The sequence below is a fragment of the uncultured Aureimonas sp. genome, from assembly GCF_913775355.1.
GTDB lineage: Bacteria > Pseudomonadota > Alphaproteobacteria > Rhizobiales > Rhizobiaceae > Aureimonas.
This window is the reverse complement of record NZ_CAJYIU010000244.1, coordinates 1-17,955: the sequence shown is the minus strand read 5'-3', so window position 1 is coordinate 17,955 and position 17,955 is coordinate 1. Positions and strand designations below refer to the sequence as shown.

Genomic DNA, 17,955 nt, shown 5'->3' with positions numbered 1-17,955 from the left:
TGGCGAAGGCGGGGCTCGCCGACATCGCCCTGACGCTCGAAGCCGTCGGCGACACGGTGGCGCGCGAAAGCGTGACCGTTTCGGCGCGCGTGTCGGGCCGCGTGCAGGAGATCGCCTTCACCGACGGGCAGGACGTCGCCGCGGGCGACATCCTCGTTCGCCTCGATCCGGCGGATGCCGAGGATCAGGTGCGCGTCGCGGAAGCGGCGGCCGACGAGGCACGCCAGGCCTTCGGCCGCGCCGCCCAGCTGGCGCAGGACGGCACGGGCCCCCGCGCCGTCGCCAACGATTTGCAGCGGCAGGCGGAAGCGGCGGAAGCGCAGGTCGCCTCGGCGCGCGAGCGGCTCGACGACTACAACATCCGCGCCCCCTTCGCCGGGCGCCTCGGTCTTCGCAACATCAGTCTCGGCGCGCTGATCCAGCCGGGCGCCGAAGTGGCGCTGTTGGATGCCGTCGATCCGATCGAGATCCGCTTCACCGTGCCGGAGCGCTATCTCGGCGAGGTCCGCATGGGTGCGCCGGTCGAGGCGACGTCGGTCGCCTTCCCCGACGAGCGGTTCCGCGGCGAGGTGACGGCGATCGCGAGCCGCGTCGATCCGGCGCTGCGCACCGTGATGATCGAGGCGAGCGTGCCGAACGGCGACGAGAAGCTCTTGCCGGGCATGCTGATGAACGTGACGGTCGAGACCGGCCAGCGCGAGGACGCCGTCGTGGTGCCGCCGCTCGCGGTGCAGGTCGAGGGCGCGAACCACTTCGTCTTCGCCGCGAACGACGGCAAGGCCGAGCGCGTCGAGGTGCGCGTCGGCCAGCGGGACGCCGATCAGGTCGAGCTCGTGGAAGGGCTGGAGGCCGGGCGGCAGGTCGTGGTCGAGGGCTTCCAGGACCTCACCTCCGGCCAGGCGATCGAGCCGAAGGATGCGGGCGAGGGCGACACGCCGCCCGCCCGCGACGGTCCCGAGACCGGCCCCGGCGAAGCCCAGGCCGCCACCCCGGCCGCACGGGGCTGATCGTCCATGGGTCTCCTCGACAGCGTCATCACCCGGCCGATCCTGGCCGCCTCGTTCAACCTCCTCCTGATCGCGATCGGCATCGGCGCGATCCTCTCCCTGCCGATCCGCGAGTTCCCCGACGTCGACCCGCCGTCCGTCACGGTGAACACGATCTATCGGGGCGCGCAGGCCGAGGTGGTGGAGCGCGAGGTGACGCGCATCATCGAGGAGAACCTGTCGGGCATCGCCGGCATCCGGCAGATCCGCTCGACGACGCGTGACGAGAATTCCGACATCGACCTCGAATTCGTGGCGGGCACCGACATCGACGCCGCCGCCGCGGACGTGCGCGACAAGGTTTCCGCCGTGCGCAACGACCTGCCGGACCTCGTCGAGGAGCCGGTGATCGAGAAGGCATCGGCCGACGATCAGCCGATGATGTACCTGACGGTGCGCTCGGACGAGCTCGACACCGCCGCCCTCACCGACATCGTCGACCGGACGGTGGTCGACGCGATCGGCGCCGTGTCGGGCGTGTCCCAGGTCCAGATCGGCGGCGAGAAGCGCTATGCGATGCGCATCTGGCTCGACCGGCGCGCCATGGCCGCGCGCGGCGTGACCGCCTCCGACGTCTCGGCGCGGCTCGAGGCCGAGAACGTCGAATTACCGGCGGGCGAACTCGAGACCGCGACGCAGGCGATCACCTTGCGGGCCGACACGCGCTTTTCCTCGGCCGACGAGTTCCGCGAGCTGTCGCTCGTCGACCGGCAGGGCAACCGGGTCCGGCTCGGTGACATCGCCACCGTCGAGGTCGGCGTCGAGGATCGCAACTCCGGCTTTCGCGTCGACGGGCAGGACGCGATCTCGCTCGGCATCGTGCGCCAGTCCAACGCCAACACGCTGGAGATCGCCCAAGGCGTGATCGACGAGCTCGATTCGGTGCGCGATCAGATCCCCGATTCGGTCGAGATCGCGGTCGGCTACAACGAGGCCGTCTTCATCCGCGAGAACCTGAAGAACGTCGCCTCGACGCTGATCCAGACGATCGCCGTGATCGTGGTCGTGATCTTCGTCTTCCTCGGCTCGGTGCGCTCCACCATCATCCCGGCCGCCACGATCCCCGCCTCGATCATCCCGGCCGCGATCGTCGCCGTGGCGATGGGCTTCTCGCTGAACACCCTGACGATCCTGGCCGTCATCCTCGCGATCAGCCTGTGCACCGACGACGCCGTCGTCATCATGGAGAACATCCGCCGCCGCCAGCAGCAGGGCGAGCCGCTGCTCCTGGCCGCCGCGCGCGCGACGCGGCAGGTGGGCTTCGCGGTGTTTGCGAGCGCGCTGGTGCTCATTGCGGTGATCCTGCCGCTCGCCTTTCTCGGCGGCAATGTCGGCCTCCTGTTCCGCGAGTTCGCCGTGGTCCTCGCCGCGATCGTGGGGTTCTCGACCACCGCGGCGCTGACGCTCGCGCCGATGCTGTCCTCGAAGCTCTTCACCACGCGCACGGAGCCGACGCGCATGGAGCGCTTCGTCGGGGACCGGCTCGACCGGCTCGGAAATGCCTACAAGCGCGTTCTAGGGCTTGCCGTCCGCCATGTCTGGCTGACGCTTCTCGCCGGCCTCGCCTTCGCCGGGGTCGGCGCCTTCGCCTTCACCGTGGTGCCGAGCGAGCTCGCGCCCGACGAGGACCGCGGCGCCATCATCGTGCGGGCCGAAGGGCCGGAGGGCGCCTCGCCTGCCTACATGTCGGAGAAGATGCGCAGCCTCGAGACCGTGGTGCGCGAGACCAACGGCGAGGACGGGCCGATGCGCGCGATCCTCACCGTCCTGTCGCCCGGCCGCACCGGACAGGGCCAGGCGACGGTCGGCATCCTCATCGTACAGCTGAAGGACTGGTCGGAGCGCGAGGAGACGCAGATGGCCTTCCAGGGGCGGCTGCAGGAGGCCCTGCCGGCGGTGACCGGCGTGCGCGCCTTCGCGATCAACCCGAACGGGCTCGGCATCGGCCGAGGCCGTCCGCTCTCGATGGTGGTCAAGGGTCCGGACCGCGACGTCCTCGACGCGTGGTCGCAGGAGATCGTCGAGAAGGGTCGCTCGATCCCCGGCCTCATCAATCTCGACTCGGACTACGACGACACCAAGCCGCAGGTGCGCGTCTCTGTCGATCGCTCGCGCGCCTCGGCGCTCGGCGTCGACGCGCAGGCGATCGGCGAGACGCTGCAGATCATGTTCGGCGAGGCGGAAGTGACCCGCTATGTCGAGCGCGGCGAGGAATACGAGGTCATCCTCCAGGCGCGCGCCGAGGACCGGCTGACGCCGTCCGACATCGACAACGTCTTCGTGCGATCCGGCCAGGGCGAGCTGATCCCGCTCTCGAGCGTCGTGATCCGCGAGGAGGTCGGCACGGTGCGCGAGCTGGAGCGCCTCGACCGGCAGCCCTCGATCACCATCGGCGCCAACCTCGCGCCCTCGCTCTCGCTCGGCGACGCGCTGGCGCAGCTGGAGGAGATCGCCGTGGAGACGCAGCCGACGGGCACCGAGATCGCCTATACCGGCCAGAGCCTCGACTTTCAGGAGACGGGATCGGCCGTCCTCTTCATCATGCTGATGATCCTGGTCCTCGTCTATCTGCTCCTTGCCGGCCAGTTCGAGAGCTTCGTCCACCCGTTCGTGATCCTGATGGCGGCGCCGGCCGCGCTCGCCGGCGGCGTCCTGATCCTCTGGGGGATGGGGCAGACGCTCAACATCTACAGCCAGATCGCGATGCTGCTCCTCATCGGCCTCGTCGCCAAGAACGCCATCCTTCTCGTGGAGTTCGCCAACCAGCTTCGCGAGGAGGGCGCCGAGCCGTTCGAGGCGGCCGTGGAAGCCGCGGGCCAGCGGCTGCGGCCGATCCTGATGACGACGCTCGCCACCATCATCGGCGCGGTGCCGCTGCTTCTGGAATCGGGCGCGGGCGCCGAGGCACGCACCACGGTCGGCGCGGTGATCGCCGCCGGCACGACGCTCGGCACGTTCCTGACGCTCTTCGTGGTGCCGGCGCTCTACGTTCTCCTGTCGCGCTTCTCGCCCCCGCGCAACGCGCTGGAGGCCGAACTCGAGAAGCTCGAGCGTGAGAACCCCGCCGGGGGCGACGTCCAGCCGGCGGAGTGAGCCGCACGCTCCGCACGAGGCGCGACGGCGGGTGCAGCGCCCCCCGTCAACGGGACGGGCGCGTCACGAGATAGGTCGCCACGCAGACGAGGATCGCGCCGACGCCGGCGAGCACCGGTCCCGGTGCCCCGGACACCCAGAGGATCGCGAGACTGGAGGCCATCGACAGGCAGGCCAGGAGCTTGGCGCGCGGCGGCACGACGCGCCGGGCGCGCCAGTTACCGAGCATCGGTCCGAGGCGGGGATGGGTCTCGATGCGCGCGGCCAGTTCCGGCGAGCCCCGCGCGGCCGCCCAGGCGGCCAGAAGCAGAAATGGGGTGGCCGGCAATCCCGGCAGGACGACGCCCGCGACGGCGAGCGCCAGAGACGCGGAGGCGAGCATCCGGTAGGCAAGGCGCTTCAGCCGTCCGGCACCAAGATGTGACGGTGTCGAGGATGGAGACGGAACGGGGCCGGCCGCCTGTCCGGTCGGCGGACGTCGGTCCGACCCGTCCTGCATCGCAGTCTGCCGGTGACGGGGAGCATCAGGCGGCGTCGGCGTTCGCCTTCGCGCGAGACGAGAAGTCGATATCGAGGACCTCGATCAGGCTCCGGAGATGGTGGCGGACCTCGGGGCTGCCGATCCGGTCGAGCGCGGCGGCGAGCGTCGGCTCGCCGTCCATGGTGACGGCCTCGGCATCGCCGTCGCCGTCGAGCCCCCGGAAGAAGTAGCCCGGCTCCACGGAGAGAAGCATCGACAGGTGGTAGAGCCGGCTGGCACTCAGCCGGTTCTCGCCGCTCTCGTATTTCCGGATCTGCTGATAGGTCAGTCCCATGCTGCGCCCGACCTGCCCCAGCGTCATGCGACGCATCTCGCGGGCTGCTCGCAGACGGCTTCCGATGCGGATATCGATGGGATCTTTGTTCGGCACGCTCAACTCTTCACACAGCGGACGCGGCGCGATTCTCGTGCCGAACGTTTCCGGACACGAATGTCTAACCGTCCATCAGGGGCTTATTCAATAAGCCGAGATCAATTTGGGCACGAAATAAAATGTGGTGCCCGTTTCGACGTCGACCAGTGCTCGGGAATGCCGGCCCTATCCTTTCGTTCCTGGCTGCGCGATCTTAATGTGTTGCCCTGCAACACATTCTGTAGGGCGATCGCGGCGGGCCTGGCCTCGGGCTCTGCTCGCCGGCCGACGACGCTCCCGTCCGGGCCGGGCATCGTCGCCACGGCCACGGGCCGGAACGGCGGGCCGGCCTGCCGGGCGCCGTCGCGAGGCGCCCGGTATGATGTCTGCGGACGGGGGACGCCAGGGCGAACGGGTGCCCGTTCGCCCCCTCGCGCTCAGGGCTTCAGCACGACCTTGACGCAGCCGTCCTGCTTGTCGCGGAACGTCTTGTAGAGGTCCGGCCCGTCCTCGAGGCTCGCCCGGTGCGTGATGATGAAGGACGGGTCGATCTGCCCCTCCTCGATGCGCTGGAGCAGGATCGGCAGGTAGCGCTGCACCGGCGTCTGCGCCATGCGGAAGGTGAGGCCCCGGTTGATCGCCGAGCCCATCGGGATCTTGTCGAGGAAGCCGCCGTAGACGCCGACGATCGACACCGTGCCGAAGTTGCGCGTGCAGTGGATCGCCTGGCGCAGGACGTGCGGGCGGTCCGTACTCATGAAGGTCGCCTGCTTGACCCGGTCGATCACCGCGTCGAACGAGCCCGAGCCGTGGGCTTCCGAGCCGACCGCGTCGATCGAGGCGTCGACGCCGCGCCCGCCCGTCAGCTCCTGGATGCGCTCGAAGATGTCCTCGTCCATGAAGTCGAGGACGATCGCGCCGCTCTCTGCCGCGATCGCCTTGCGCTCGGGCACCGTGTCGATCGCGATGACGCGGCCCGCGCCCAGCATGAAGGCGCTCTTGATCGCCATCTGGCCGACCGGGCCGCAGCCCCAGACCGCGATCGTGTCGCCCTCCTGAATGTTGCAGAAATCGGCCGCCATGTAGCCGGTCGGGAAGATGTCGGACAGGAACAGGACCTGCTCGTCGGTGAGATGCGAGGGTACCTTGATCGGCCCGACATCGGCATAGGGCACGCGCAGGTATTCCGCCTGGCCGCCCGCGTAGCCGCCGAGAAGATGCGAATAGCCGAAGAGGCCGGCCGGCGAATGGCCCCAGGCCTTGGCGGCGAGGTCCTTGTTGGGGTTGGAGCGCTCGCAGCCCGAATAGAAGCCGCGCTGGCAGAAGAAGCACTCGCCGCAGGAAATGGTGAAGGGCACGACGACCCGATCGCCGACCTTGAGCTTGGACACGCCCGAGCCGGTCTCGACCACCTCGCCCATGGTCTCGTGCCCGAGAATGTCGCCCGACTTCATGCCGGGGATGACACCGTCGTAGATGTGCAGGTCCGAGCCGCAGATGGCGCAGGCTGTCACCTTGATGACGACGTCGCCGGCATCCTCGATCGTCGGATCGGGGACGCTCTCGCAGCGGATGTCGCTCTTGCCGTGCCAGGTCAGGGCCTTCATCGGTCGCTTCCTTGCCAAGTTGATGTCCGGGGGGGAAGGCGATGGCGTCAGCGGGCGTTCCGGGTTCGCGGCCTACTGTTCGCTTAGGTGCGTATCGTTAGGCGGCTGGCGGGAGCGCCGGTTTCCGCAGGGATCGGAAGGCGATCCGCGGCGTTTCGGGCGCGGGGATTTGCATGAGAGACGAGAGGGGACAGGCCATGGCGTTTTCCGCCCGCCGCCGCAGCCGGCATCGTATCGGAACCGGCGAGGTCGTCATCGGCCTCGCCTCGCTGGGGTTGCTGGGCGCCCTCGGAATGCTCGCGCGTCGCGAGGGCTCCGACCTCCAACCGGACGCATCGGGCGAAGGCTTTCGCTCCGAGGGTGCCGGCCATGCCGACACGTCGGCGGCCGTCGCGGAGCGCGGACGCGGCCGGCAGGCAGCTCATCCCGGCCAGATCCCGGCGCGGGGCTGGATCGACGTCCTGTGGCGCACCGCGCTCGAATTTTCCGCCGACCGGCTGATGCTGGTCTCGGCGGGCGTCACCTTCTACGTCCTCCTCGCACTGTTTCCCGCCATCACCGCGATGGTCTCGATCTACGGCCTGTTCACGGACGCCTCCAACTTCGGCGACCAGATGCGCGTCCTGTCGGGTTTCCTGCCGGGCGGCGCGATGGACATCATCGGCGAGCAGATGGCGCGCGTCGCGTCGAAGGGCGAGACCAAGCTCGGCCTCGGCCTCGTGTTCGGCCTCGGCCTCGCGCTGTGGAGCGCCAATGCCGGGATGAAGACGCTCTTCGATGCGCTCAACATCGTCTACGAGGAGGAGGAAGCGCGCGGCTTCGTCCGCCTGACGCTGGTCTCCCTGTTCTTCACGCTCTGCGCCATCGTGTTCCTGATCCTGGCGCTCGCCGCCGTCGTGCTCCTGCCGATCGCGCTCGAGTTCGTCGGCCTCGGCGGCATCGAGCCGTGGCTCCTCGTCCTGCGCTGGCCGCTGCTTCTCGTGGTCGTCGCGGGGGGCCTGTCGATCGTCTATCGCTACGGTCCGAGCCGCGAGCGGGCGCGCTGGCGCTGGATCACGCCCGGCGCGGGGCTGGCCGCCGTGCTCTGGGTGATCTTCTCGATCGCCTTCTCCTGGTACGCGCAGAACTTCGGCAGCTACGACGAGACCTACGGATCGCTGGGCGCCGCGATCGGCTCCATGACCTGGATCTGGGTGTCGACGATGGTGGTGCTGGTCGGCGCCGAGCTCGACGCCGAACTGGAACACCAGACGGCGCGCGACTCCACCACGAGCCCGGCGCGGCCGATGGGCGAGCGCGGCGCCCGCATGGCCGACACGCTGGGGGAGGCGCGCGGCTGAAGGTTTCGGCGGGGTAGCCTTGCCTCGAGACCGGGCGGACGGTAGTGGAAAGATGACTTTTCCACTCCACAAATGACGCCATGTTGCCGCCTCCCCTCCATCGCCGGGCCTTCCTGACCGCCCTCGCCGCCACCTGCTGGCCCGGCGGTGCGGTCGCGGCCGCCCCCCTTCCCCGGCGCATCGCCTGCTTCGACTACGCGCTGGCCGAGCTTCTCCTTCTCCTCGGGATGGAGCCGCTCGCCGTGATGTCGGCGGCCGACTGGCCGGTGTGGACGGGCGAGCCGCCGCTTCCCCCCTCGGTCGCCGATCTCGGCGCCTCGCAGGAGCCCAATCTCGAACGGCTCGCCGCGCTGAAGCCGGACCTCATCCTGTCGACCGACTATACCGCGATGGCGGAGGCCGCCGCGGCCCGCATCGCGCCGGTGGAGCGGCTGACGATCTACGGCGCGGGCACCGATCCCCTGCCCCGCGCCCGCGAGGTGCTTATCACGCTCGGCCGACGGCTCGGCCTTGAGGACCGCGCCGCGGCCGCGCTCGCCGCCTTCGACGCGGACCTCGCCGCCCTGTCCCGGCACCTGCCGGCGAACCCGCCGCCGCTCCTGATCGTCGCCTTCATGGACACGCGCCATGCCCGCGTCTTCGGCCGCGCCAGTCTGTTCGGCAACGCGATCGAAGAGCTGGGGCTCGCCAACGCCTATCCCGGCGCGGTGAACGCCTGGGGCTTTGCCACCGTCGGCGTCGAGGCGCTGGCGCCCTATGGCGACGCGCTTCTCCTCTCGGTCGACCCGGCCCCCGCCGACACCTGGCCGACGCTGGAGCGCAGCCCGATCTGGACCGAGCTGCCTTTCGTGCGCGAAGGCCGCGTCCGGCGCATCGCCCCGGTCCTCACCTTCGGCGCCGTTTCGGCGGCGGCACGCTGCGCCCGCCTCGTCACCGATGCGCTGGCGGGGGAGGCCGCGTGAGCGCGGGCGCCCTGCCCGCCCCGCGCGGCACGCTCGTCCTCGCGCTCCTCGCGCTGCCGGCCCTGGCGCTCGCCGCCTATGTCGTGTCCGGCCCGCTCGGCGCCGCGATCGAGGCGCCGGCCGGCGGACCATACGACATCGAGCGCATGGTGCTCGTGCACTCCACGCTGCCGCGGCTTGCGATGGCGGTCCTGTGCGGCGGGGCGCTCGCTGCCTCCGGCGCGTTCCTGCAGCAGGCCCTGCGCAATCCTCTGGCCTCGCCGACGACGCTCGGCGTCGAGGCCGGTGGGCGGCTGGCGCTCGCCGTCGCCACGCTCGCGGCGCCGGCCCTCTTCGGCTGGGGCCGCGATCTCGTGACGCTCGCCGGCTGCGGGCTGTCGACGCTTCTCGTCTTCGCGCTGGTGCGCCGCCGACACTTCGCCGCGGTCTCGCTGATCCTCGCGGGCCTCGTGGTCGGGCTCTACGCCGGCGCCCTCTCGGCGCTCCTGACGCTGCTCAACGACCGCTATCTCGCCAGCCTCTTCATCTGGGGCTCGGGCTCCCTGTCGCAGCAGAGCTGGGACCCGTTCCTGTCGCTTCTCCTGCGCCTCGCGCTCCTCGTGCCGCCCGCCCTCCTCCTCGTGCGTCCGTTGAACCTTCTCGATCTCGACGACGCCAACGCGCGTGCGCGCGGCCTCGACCCGGTGCGCCTGCGCGCGCTCGCCGTGGTCCTGTCGGTCTCGATCTCGGCCTTCACGGTCAGCGCCGTCGGCGTGATCAGCTTCATCGGTCTCGTCGCGCCCTTGCTCGCGCGCCTGTCCGGCGCCCGCTCCTTCGCCGCGCGTCTGGCGCTGTCGACGGGGCTCGGCGCGGCGATTCTTCTCTTCACCGATGCCGCGCTGCAGGCCATGCCGGGGCCGCTCGGCACCTTCCTGCCGACCGGCGCGGTGACCGCGATCGTCGGCGCGCCGCTGCTCCTCCTGCTGCTGCCGCGCCTCGCCACCGCCGACCGCGCGCCGATCCCGGCGGACGGCGCCATTCGCCGGCAGGCGAGCGGCCCGGCGCGGCCGCGCACGAGGCTCGCCGCCGTCGCCGCCGGCCTCCTCGCGCTCGGCCTCCTTGCGCTCTTCGTCGGACCCCACCCGGCGACGGGCACCTGGGGCGTGCTGCCGCCGTCGCTGTTTGCCGACATCCTGCCGCTGCGCTGGCCGCGCGTGGTCGGCGCCGCTGCTGCGGGCGCGATGCTCGGCACCGCCGGCCTCGTGCTCCAGCGTCTCACCGGCAACGAGATGGCGAGCCCCGAGGTGCTGGGCGTCAGCGCCGGCGCCGCCTTCGCCGCGGCGATGGTCCTCTTCCTCATTCCGGCGCCCGGCGCTGGCGCGATGGGTGCGGCCGCGGTCGCCGGCAGCCTCGCCGTCCTGACGGCGGTCCTCGCCTTCGGGCGGCGCTCCGGCTTCCAGCCCGAGCGCGTGCTCCTCGCCGGCATCGCTCTCAACGCGCTGCTCGACGCCGTGGTCGGGCTCCTGTCGGCGGGCGGCGATCCTCGCGCGCTGATGCTGCTCGGCTGGATGGCGGGCTCGACCAGCGGCCTCACCCCCCATGCTGCGATCGCCGCGGGCGCGGGTGCCGCCGTCCTCGTGTCGCTCGCCGCGCTCGCGGCGCGCCCGCTGGCCGTCCTGCCGCTCGGGTCACCCGTGTCGCGCGCGCTCGGCCTGCCGCTCGCGCGCACGCGCCTCGCGCTCTTCACCCTGGCCGCCGTACTCACCGCCGCGGCGACGCCGATCGCCGGGCCGCTGACCTTCGTCGGCCTGATGGCGCCCCATCTCGCGCGGCTCGTCGGCGTCCACCGTCCACTTGCCGCGATCGGTGTCAGTGCCCTGTCGGGAGCCGCGATCCTCGTCGTCGCCGACTGGCTCGGCCGCAGCCTCGCCTTTCCCTGGACGCTGCCGACCGGCATCGTCGCGGCCCTCGTCGGCGCGCCGTGCCTGATGCTGCTCCTCGCCCGCCGAAGGACCGCCGCGCGATGACTGAAACCTCGACCGACACCCGACCTGCCCTCGGCTACACGCTCGAAGGCGCATCGTTCGCGGTCCCCGGCCGCACGCTGCTTCACCCGCTCGACCTTGCGATCGCGCCGGGATGCGTCGTCGGGCTCGTCGGCCACAACGGCTCGGGCAAGTCGACGCTCCTGAAGCTCCTGGCGCGGCAGGAGCGGCCGACGGCGGGCCGCATCCGGTTCGGCGCGCGCGATCTGCCCGCCTGGGGCGAGCGCGACTTCGCCCGTCACGTCGCCTACCTGCCGCAGACGACGCCGCCCGCGCCCGGCCTCACCGTGCGCGACCTCGCCGCCCTCGGGCGTTATCCCTGGCACGGGCCCTTCGGCCGCTTCACCGACGCCGATCGCGCCCGTGTCGAGGCGGCGCTCGCGGCCACCGGGATGCTGGCGCTGGCCGAGCGCGCGGTGGATGCCCTGTCCGGCGGCGAGCGCCAGCGCGCATGGCTGGCCATGCTGGTCGCGCAGGACGCCGGTTGCCTCCTCCTCGACGAGCCGATCTCGGCGCTCGACGTCGCCCACCAGATCGAGGTGCTCGGCCTTGTGCGGTCCCTGAGCCGCTCGCACGGCGTCGGCGTGGTCGTCGTCCTCCACGACATCAACATGGCCGCCCGCTTCTGCGACGAGATCGTGGCGCTGAAGGCGGGGCGGCTCGTCGCGCGCGGCCGCCCGAAGGACGTCGTCACCGCGCCCGCGCTGGAGGCGATCTACGGCCTGGCGATGGCGATCCTGCCGCACCCCGGCCGGCCCGACCCGGTTGCCGTCCCCCTCTGACCATCGGGACTAAAATTCCTGCAACTTTGACAGGTAGCCTTAATGCGGCCATCAACCGGAGCGTGGTATGCAACCGTAGCGTATCCTCCCAGACGTTCCGCGACCGGAAACGCCGGAATGGGGGCCGAGAAGGGCGTCGAATCACGTGCAGGACAGGTCGGTGCGGAGCGACGACGGACGAGCTGAGGCTGCCCCGCGGGACGCCGCGTCATCCCGAGCCGAGGAATGGCTCGACCATCACATCCACGGCTTCGAGGCGCTCGAGCGGCTGAACGATCAGGCCCGCATGCCGATGCACTTCCGACCGACCGGCCGCGAGGCGCCGCAGGTCGACATCGGCGGCATCCGCGCGCCGCGCCTTGCGATCTGGTCGGTGCAGTCGTCCACCGGCTTCGAGAGCGTGCCGTCCGAAACGCTCGATCTCTATTCGATCCGCGTGCCGCTTCGGGGCGGCGTCCTGCGCCGCACCGGCAGCCGCGAGTTCGAGACGCTGGCCGGCACCGCGACGATCCTGCCGGCGAGCGACATCCTCGCGACGCGCTTCCACCCCGGCTCCGACATCCTCAACTGCTCCGTCGGCGCGTCGGACCTTCGGGCCCGCTGCGATGTTCTCGAGGCCGACCGTCCGACGCCCCTCCATCTCCTGCCGCTCGCGCGCGTCGAGGGTCCGCGGCTCCGGGGGCTCGTCCACACGATCCGCCAGATCGGCGACCATCTCGGCACGCCGGCGGCCCAGCTCACCGGGCCGCTCCTGATGGACCTCCTCCTCAACCAGATCCTCACCGCCTGGCCGCGCGGCAATCCGCCGGTCGTGGACACCTCGTCGCGCATCGCCGACAAGGCGGTGGACTTCATCGAGGCCCATCTCGCCGAGCCGCTGACGGTCGGCAGCGTCGCCGCGGCGACCGGCGTCGGCCTGCGCACGCTGCAGTCGGCCTTCCGGGCGCGGACCGGCCGGACGCCGCTCGGCTACATCCTCGACCGGCGGCTGGAGAGCGCCCATCTCGACCTCCTCGCCAACGAAGGGCGGCTGCCGGTCTCGCAGATCGCCTATCGCTGGGGCTTCCTCCACATGGGCGAGTTCGCGCGGCGCTACCGCGAGCGCTACGGCCAGCCGCCCTCGCAGACCGGCCGCCGCAGCGCCTGACACGGGCCGTCCCGGCAGCGCTGCCCTAGATCGCGGCGATGATCTTCTTCACGGCCGACACCCATTTCAGCGACCCGCGCGTCCTGCGCATCGACCGCCGGCCGTTTCCCGATCTCGCAGCCCATGACGCGGCGCTGATCGAGGCCTGGAACGCGGTCGTCGGTTCGGCCGACGAGGTCTGGCACCTCGGCGACTTCGCGCGGGGGCCGAGCGAGGCGAAGGACGCGCTTCTCGACCGGCTGAACGGCGTGAAGCATCTCGTCACCGGCAACAACGACGACACGGCGACGCGCTGCAATCCGCGCTGGCAAAGCGTCCAGGCCTATGCCGAACTCACCGTCGACGGCCGACCGCTCGTCCTCTGCCACTATGCGTTCCGCACCTGGAACGGCATGGGCAAGGGCGCGATCGACCTCCACGGCCATTCCCACGCGCAGCTGAAGCCGATCCCGCGCCAGTACGACGTCGGCGTCGACGCCTTTCCGTTCCGTCCCGTCGCGCTGGAGGAGATCCTCGCCTCGCGCCGGCGCGGCCGCGCGGCCGCTCGGGACGGCTCCCCCTCGCCAGCGTCCTGACGGTTCATATGTAGGCCGAACGGTCCGTTGGAGGCCGGCAGGACGTCTTGGAGATGTGACGATGAAGGCGATGGCGTTGAGGGCACCCGGCGGGCTGGATCGAATCGTGGCCGAGGATCGTCCCGATCCCGGCCAGCCCGGCCCCGGCGAAATTCGCGTCGCCCTGCACGGCGGTTCGCTGAACTATCACGACCTGTCGGTCGCGACCGGCCGGATGGAGGCCGCAGACGGCCGCATCCTTCTTGCCGACGGCGCCGGCACGGTCGAAGCGGTCGGCGAAGGCGTGTCGGACTTCGCGCCGGGCGACCTCGTGGTCTCCTGCTTCTTTCCGGACTGGCAGGACGGGGCGCCGACCGTCGGCGACTTCGCCCGCACGCCGGGCGACGGCATCGACGGGTTCGCACGAGAGGTCGCCGTCCTGCCGGCGACCGCCTTCACCAAGGCGCCGAAGGGCTACGACGCGGTCGAGGCCGCGACCATCACCACCGCCGGCCTGACCGCCTGGCGCGCGCTGGTCGGCGATGCCGGGCTGAAGGCCGGCGACACGGTGCTGCTGCTCGGCACCGGCGGCGTGTCGATCTGGGCGCTGCAGATCGCCCGGATGTTCGGCGCGCGCGTCGCCATCACCTCGTCGTCGGACGAGAAGCTGGAGCGCGCCCGCCAGCTCGGCGCCGAGTTCACCCTGAACTACCGCTCCGAGCCCGACTGGGGCCGCCGCATGCGCGACTGGACCGGCGGCGCGGGCGTCGACCACGTGGTCGAGGTCGGCGGTCCCGGCACCCTCGCGCAGTCGATCGAGGCGGTGCGCATCGGCGGCCACATCGCGCTGATCGGCGTCCTGACGGGGTTTTCCGGCGAGATTCCGACCGGTGCCTTCATGACCAAGCAGGCGCGGCTGCAGGGCCTCATCGTCGGCAGCCGCCGCCAGCAGCAGGACTTCGTGCGCGCGCTGGAGGCGAACGACGTGCGCCCGGTCGTCGACCGCCGCTTTCCCCTTGCCGACCTCGCCGAGGCCTTCCGCCACGAGGAGGGCGCGAGCCACTTCGGCAAGATCGGCATCGAGTGGTAGCAGCGGACAGGTAGCGAAGGTGCGTGGCCTCGCGGCGCGCACCTTCCCGCACGGCCTTCGGCATCCATTTCCCGGCTGACGAACGGGCGCGCGCGTCTCGTCGCGCCAGCGCAAGGATGGAGCCCGCCATGTCCGACGAGAAGCCCGCCGTCGCGATCGACGACGCCGCCCCGCCCGAGACGGCGAAGAACGCCCTCGCCTATCTCGCCGCCAAGGTGAAGAAGCCGACCGGCGACGCCTTCCTTCTGGCGGTGCTGGCCGGCGCTTTCATCGCCTTCGGAGGGATCCTCTATATCGTCACCGCGGCCGGCGAGGGCTTTTCCGGGCCGCGCCATCTCCTGTCCGGCCTCGGCTTCTCGGTCGGGCTCGTCCTCGTCACGGTGGCCGGCGCCGAGCTCTTCACCGGCGACACGATGCTGGTGATCCAGCGCGTGCGCGACCGGCTCGACCGCGGCACGATGTGGCGCTTCTGGGGCGTCGTCTATGCCGGCAACCTCGCCGGCTCGCTCGTCGTCGCGATCCTCTTCGTCCTCGCCGGCGGCCATCTCGTGGGCGAGGGCGCGGTCGGCCTCTCGGCGCTCGAGACCGGCGCCGGCAAGGTCGGGAAGGGCGTCCTCCAGTTGGTGGCCAGCGGCATCCTCGCCAACATGCTCGTCTGCCTCGCGGTCTGGATGGCGCAGGCCGCGCGCACGGTGCCCGGCAAGATCCTCGCGATCGTCGGCCCCGTCACCGCCTTCGTCGCGGCCGGCTTCGAGCATTCCGTCGCCAACATGTCGATCATTCCGATCGCACTCTTCGTGAAGGGCTTTGCCGGGCCGGACTTCTGGGCCGCCGCCGGCACCGATCCGTCGGCGTTCGCGGCGCTCGGCGTCCTCGGTTTCCTGAAGAACCTCGTCTTCGTGACGATCGGCAACATCCTCGGCGGCGGCTCGGTCGGCCTCGCCTACTGGTACGCCTACCTCCAAAAGGTCGGCTGACAGCGCCTCCCGGTCTTGTCGGGCCGGGGGCCGGGCGCCTACCATCGATCGCGGGACGCCGCCGGGCGCCCTCGCCGATCGCCGCCACGGAGAGCCGACGCATGCCCTTCTCGCACACGGTGGAGAGCACGGTGTTCCGTTTCGGGACGCTGGCCGATCTTCTCGCCAAGGCGACGCCCCATCGCTCGGGCGACGCGCTGGCGGGGATCGCGGCCTCGGGGCCGGTCGAGCGCCTCGCCGCCCAGATGGCGCTCGCCGACACGCCGCTGAAGGCCTTCCGCGCCGAGCCGCTCCTCTCGGACGAGCGCGACGAGGTCACGGACCTCATCGACCGGCAGTTCGACGAGGCGGCCTTCGCGCCCGTCGCCTCGCTCACCGTCGGCGCCTTCCGCGAGTGGCTGCTGGCCGCCGACGGCGAGGCGATCGCAGCGCTCGGCCCCGGACTGACGCCCGAGATGACGGCGGCCGTCTCGAAGATCTGCCGCCTGCAGGATCTCGTCGCGATCGCCGCCAAGCGCCGCGTCGTCACGCGCTTCCGCTCGACGATCGGGCTCGAGGGACGTCTGTCGACGCGCAATCAGCCGAACCATCCGACCGACGATTCCCTCGGCATCCTAGCCTCCGCGCTGGACGGGCTCCTGATGGGGTCGGGCGACGCGGTGATCGGCGTCAACCCCGCGACCGACACGGTGAACGACTACGTCCGCGTCGTCTCGCTCTTGGAGGAGTTGCGCACGCGCCTTGCCGTACCGACGCAAGCTTGCTGCCTCGGCCACGTCACGGTCGCGATCGAGGCGATGGCCCGACGCGCGCCGGTCGACCTCGTGTTCCAGTCGGTCGCCGGCTCGCAGAAGGCCAATGCCGGCTTCGGCGTCGATCTCGCCGTCCTGCGCGAGGCGGCGGATGCGGGGCGCGCCCTTGGCCGCTGCCCGCCCGGCGGCCAGTTCATGTATTTCGAGACCGGCCAGGGCTCGGCCCTCTCGGCCGACGCCCATTTCGGCATCGACCAGCAGACGATGGAGGCGCGCGCCTATGCGGTGGCGCGCGCGTTCGATCCGCTCCTCGTCAACACGGTGGTCGGCTTCATCGGGCCGGAATATCTCTTCAACGGCCGCGAGATCATCCGCGCCGGGCTCGAGGACCACTTCTGCGGCAAGCTCCTCGGCCTGCCGATGGGCGTCGACGTCTGCTACACCAACCATGCCGATGCCGACGGCGACGACATGGACGCGCTCCTGACGCTGCTGGTCGCGGCCGGCGTCAACTTCGTGATCACCGTGCCCGGCGCCGACGACATCATGCTGAACTACCAGTCGCTGTCGCATCACGACGCGGCCTTCGCGCGCCAGACGCTCCGGCGTCCGCCGGCGCCCGAGTTCGAGCGCTGGCTCGCCGAGACCGGGATCCTCGACGCCCGCGGCCGGCTCGGCGGATCGCGCGCGCTGCTCGACGATCTCGGGGGCCGCCTGCCGTTTCTCGCCGCGTCCGGGCGGGCGGCATGAGCGCCGGAGACCGTCCCGTCCCGGCGGGCCCGCGCCCGCTCGACCTCCGTCGGCTCACGGGCGCGCGCGTCGCGCTCGGCGAGGCGGGCGGCGGGATGCCGACCGGCGCGCAGCAGCGCTTCCTTCTCGACCACGCCCGCGCCCGCGAGGCGGTCTGGACCGAGGTCGACTGGGCGGCGGTGCGGGCCCGGCTCGGCGACCGCGGTCTGGCGACCGTCGATGTGGCGAGCCGCGTCGGCGACCGGGCGGAGTACCTGCGCCGCCCGGATCTCGGCCGTCGCCTTTCGGAGGACGGACGGGCGCGGCTGGCGGCCGAGCCGACGGGCGCCGACGTCGCGCTGGTGATCGCCGACGGCCTGTCGGCGACGGCCGTCACGCTGAACGCCGCGCCGCTCGCGCTGCGGATCGCCGCGGCGGCGGCCGGGCGGGGCTGGCGGCTGGCGCCGGTGGTTCTGGCGCATCAGGCGCGCGTCGCGCTCGGCGACGAGGTCGGCGCGGCGCTCGGGGCGCGGGCCGTGGTGCTTCTGGTCGGCGAGCGGCCGGGCCTCTCGGCGGCCGACAGCCTCGGCGTCTACGTCACCCACGCCCCCGCGCCCGGAACCCCGGATTCCCGCCGCAACTGCATCTCCAACGTGCGCGAGGCGGGCCTGCCGATCGAGGCCGCCGCCGCGCAGGTCGCCGACCTCCTCACCCGCATGTTCGAGCAGGGCCGCAGCGGGGTCGAGCTGCGACGCGACACGGGGCCGCTTCTGCCGGACGGGTGACGCCCGCAGGGCAGGCTCGGACATCGATGAGTTGGAAACTGTCCTTCGCCGTGCGAAGATGCAGCGCTGCGGAAGGGCAACCTGACGGGCGCAGCCAAGCCCAACCGGGAGCCGCACCGGCTTCCGGTTGGGTGGTTTGCGTGAGTTGCGCGCCCCCGATCCGGCGTCCGGAAA

At 71.5% G+C, this 17,955-nt stretch carries 15 protein-coding genes; 12 read left to right on the top strand and 3 right to left on the bottom strand.

The window, feature by feature from the left end; genetic code table 11:
• Positions 1-1,007, top strand: a 1,007-nt coding sequence (locus QZ753_RS14780; RefSeq protein ID WP_294644659.1) for an efflux RND transporter periplasmic adaptor subunit, incomplete at its 5' end; no start/stop codon positions are given.
• A 6-nt stretch (positions 1,008-1,013) separates the two neighbouring features.
• Positions 1,014-4,139, top strand: a complete 3,126-nt coding sequence (locus QZ753_RS14775; RefSeq protein ID WP_294644657.1) for an efflux RND transporter permease subunit — start codon at positions 1,014-1,016, stop codon at positions 4,137-4,139.
• Positions 4,140-4,185: 46 nt separating this feature from the next.
• Here the strand turns inward: QZ753_RS14775 and QZ753_RS14770 are convergent, their stop codons facing one another.
• The 3 genes from QZ753_RS14770 to QZ753_RS14760 form a co-directional block, all read right to left on the bottom strand.
• A complete protein-coding gene (locus tag QZ753_RS14770; protein WP_294644655.1) occupies positions 4,186-4,638 on the bottom strand; it encodes a YbaN family protein in 453 nt (150 codons plus the stop codon).
• Between the two features lie 25 nt (positions 4,639-4,663).
• Positions 4,664-5,050 (bottom strand): helix-turn-helix transcriptional regulator, encoded by a 387-nt coding sequence (locus QZ753_RS14765; RefSeq protein WP_294644653.1) that lies wholly within the window; start codon positions 5,048-5,050, stop codon positions 4,664-4,666.
• Positions 5,051-5,469: 419 nt separating this feature from the next.
• Complete coding sequence (locus QZ753_RS14760; RefSeq protein WP_294644651.1) at positions 5,470-6,639, bottom strand: zinc-dependent alcohol dehydrogenase; 1,170 nt, start codon at positions 6,637-6,639, stop codon at positions 5,470-5,472.
• Positions 6,640-6,836: 197 nt separating this feature from the next.
• On the opposite strand from QZ753_RS14760, the gene QZ753_RS14755 reads away from it, so the two are divergent.
• The 10 genes from QZ753_RS14755 to eutC all read left to right on the top strand — a co-directional run bounded on the left by QZ753_RS14755 (position 6,837) and on the right by eutC (position 17,781).
• Positions 6,837-7,979, top strand: coding sequence for a YihY/virulence factor BrkB family protein (locus tag QZ753_RS14755; RefSeq protein ID WP_294644649.1), 1,143 nt, complete (start codon positions 6,837-6,839; stop codon positions 7,977-7,979).
• A gap of 80 nt (positions 7,980-8,059) precedes the next feature.
• Positions 8,060-8,941, top strand: a complete 882-nt coding sequence (locus QZ753_RS14750; protein WP_294644647.1) for an ABC transporter substrate-binding protein — start codon at positions 8,060-8,062, stop codon at positions 8,939-8,941.
• Complete coding sequence (gene fhuB / locus QZ753_RS14745) at positions 8,938-10,947, top strand: Fe(3+)-hydroxamate ABC transporter permease FhuB (RefSeq protein WP_294644645.1); 2,010 nt, start codon at positions 8,938-8,940, stop codon at positions 10,945-10,947. Before QZ753_RS14750 ends, fhuB begins: the two co-directional genes overlap by 4 nt.
• Entirely contained in the window at positions 10,944-11,747 is an 804-nt protein-coding gene (locus QZ753_RS14740; protein WP_294644643.1) for an ATP-binding cassette domain-containing protein, read from the top strand. Before fhuB ends, QZ753_RS14740 begins: the two co-directional genes overlap by 4 nt.
• Positions 11,748-11,907: 160 nt before the next feature.
• The gene (locus QZ753_RS14735; protein WP_294644642.1) at positions 11,908-12,894 is read left to right on the top strand and encodes an AraC family transcriptional regulator; all 987 of its coding nucleotides are present in this window, start codon (positions 11,908-11,910) and stop codon (positions 12,892-12,894) included.
• A 38-nt stretch (positions 12,895-12,932) separates the two neighbouring features.
• Positions 12,933-13,469 (top strand): metallophosphoesterase family protein, encoded by a 537-nt coding sequence (locus QZ753_RS14730; protein WP_294644640.1) that lies wholly within the window; start codon positions 12,933-12,935, stop codon positions 13,467-13,469.
• A 61-nt stretch (positions 13,470-13,530) separates the two neighbouring features.
• A complete protein-coding gene (locus QZ753_RS14725; RefSeq protein ID WP_294644639.1) occupies positions 13,531-14,538 on the top strand; it encodes an NAD(P)-dependent alcohol dehydrogenase in 1,008 nt (335 codons plus the stop codon).
• Between the two features lie 128 nt (positions 14,539-14,666).
• Positions 14,667-15,515, top strand: a complete 849-nt coding sequence (locus QZ753_RS14720; protein ID WP_294644638.1) for a formate/nitrite transporter family protein — start codon at positions 14,667-14,669, stop codon at positions 15,513-15,515.
• Between the two features lie 101 nt (positions 15,516-15,616).
• On the top strand, positions 15,617-17,017 hold the full coding sequence (locus QZ753_RS14715; protein ID WP_294644637.1) for an ethanolamine ammonia-lyase subunit EutB: 1,401 nt from the start codon (positions 15,617-15,619) through the stop codon (positions 17,015-17,017).
• Positions 17,014-17,781: an ethanolamine ammonia-lyase subunit EutC gene (gene eutC, locus QZ753_RS14710; RefSeq protein WP_294644636.1), complete on the top strand. Its 768-nt coding sequence runs from the start codon at positions 17,014-17,016 to the stop codon at positions 17,779-17,781. Before QZ753_RS14715 ends, eutC begins: the two co-directional genes overlap by 4 nt.
• Positions 17,782-17,955: the final 174 nt, after the last annotated feature.

Coding starts and splice junctions, on each gene's coding strand:
- eutC (WP_294644636.1), top strand. CDS start 17,014: ATGAGCGCCGGAGACCGTCCCGTCCCGGCGGGCCCGCGCCCGCTCGAC.
- QZ753_RS14730 (WP_294644640.1), top strand. CDS start 12,933: ATGATCTTCTTCACGGCCGACACCCATTTCAGCGACCCGCGCGTCCTG.
- QZ753_RS14715 (WP_294644637.1), top strand. CDS start 15,617: ATGCCCTTCTCGCACACGGTGGAGAGCACGGTGTTCCGTTTCGGGACG.
- QZ753_RS14720 (WP_294644638.1), top strand. CDS start 14,667: ATGTCCGACGAGAAGCCCGCCGTCGCGATCGACGACGCCGCCCCGCCC.
- QZ753_RS14750 (WP_294644647.1), top strand. CDS start 8,060: ATGTTGCCGCCTCCCCTCCATCGCCGGGCCTTCCTGACCGCCCTCGCC.
- QZ753_RS14740 (WP_294644643.1), top strand. CDS start 10,944: ATGACTGAAACCTCGACCGACACCCGACCTGCCCTCGGCTACACGCTC.
- QZ753_RS14775 (WP_294644657.1), top strand. CDS start 1,014: ATGGGTCTCCTCGACAGCGTCATCACCCGGCCGATCCTGGCCGCCTCG.
- QZ753_RS14770 (WP_294644655.1), bottom strand. CDS start 4,638: ATGCAGGACGGGTCGGACCGACGTCCGCCGACCGGACAGGCGGCCGGC.
- QZ753_RS14755 (WP_294644649.1), top strand. CDS start 6,837: ATGGCGTTTTCCGCCCGCCGCCGCAGCCGGCATCGTATCGGAACCGGC.
- QZ753_RS14725 (WP_294644639.1), top strand. CDS start 13,531: ATGAAGGCGATGGCGTTGAGGGCACCCGGCGGGCTGGATCGAATCGTG.
- QZ753_RS14760 (WP_294644651.1), bottom strand. CDS start 6,639: ATGAAGGCCCTGACCTGGCACGGCAAGAGCGACATCCGCTGCGAGAGC.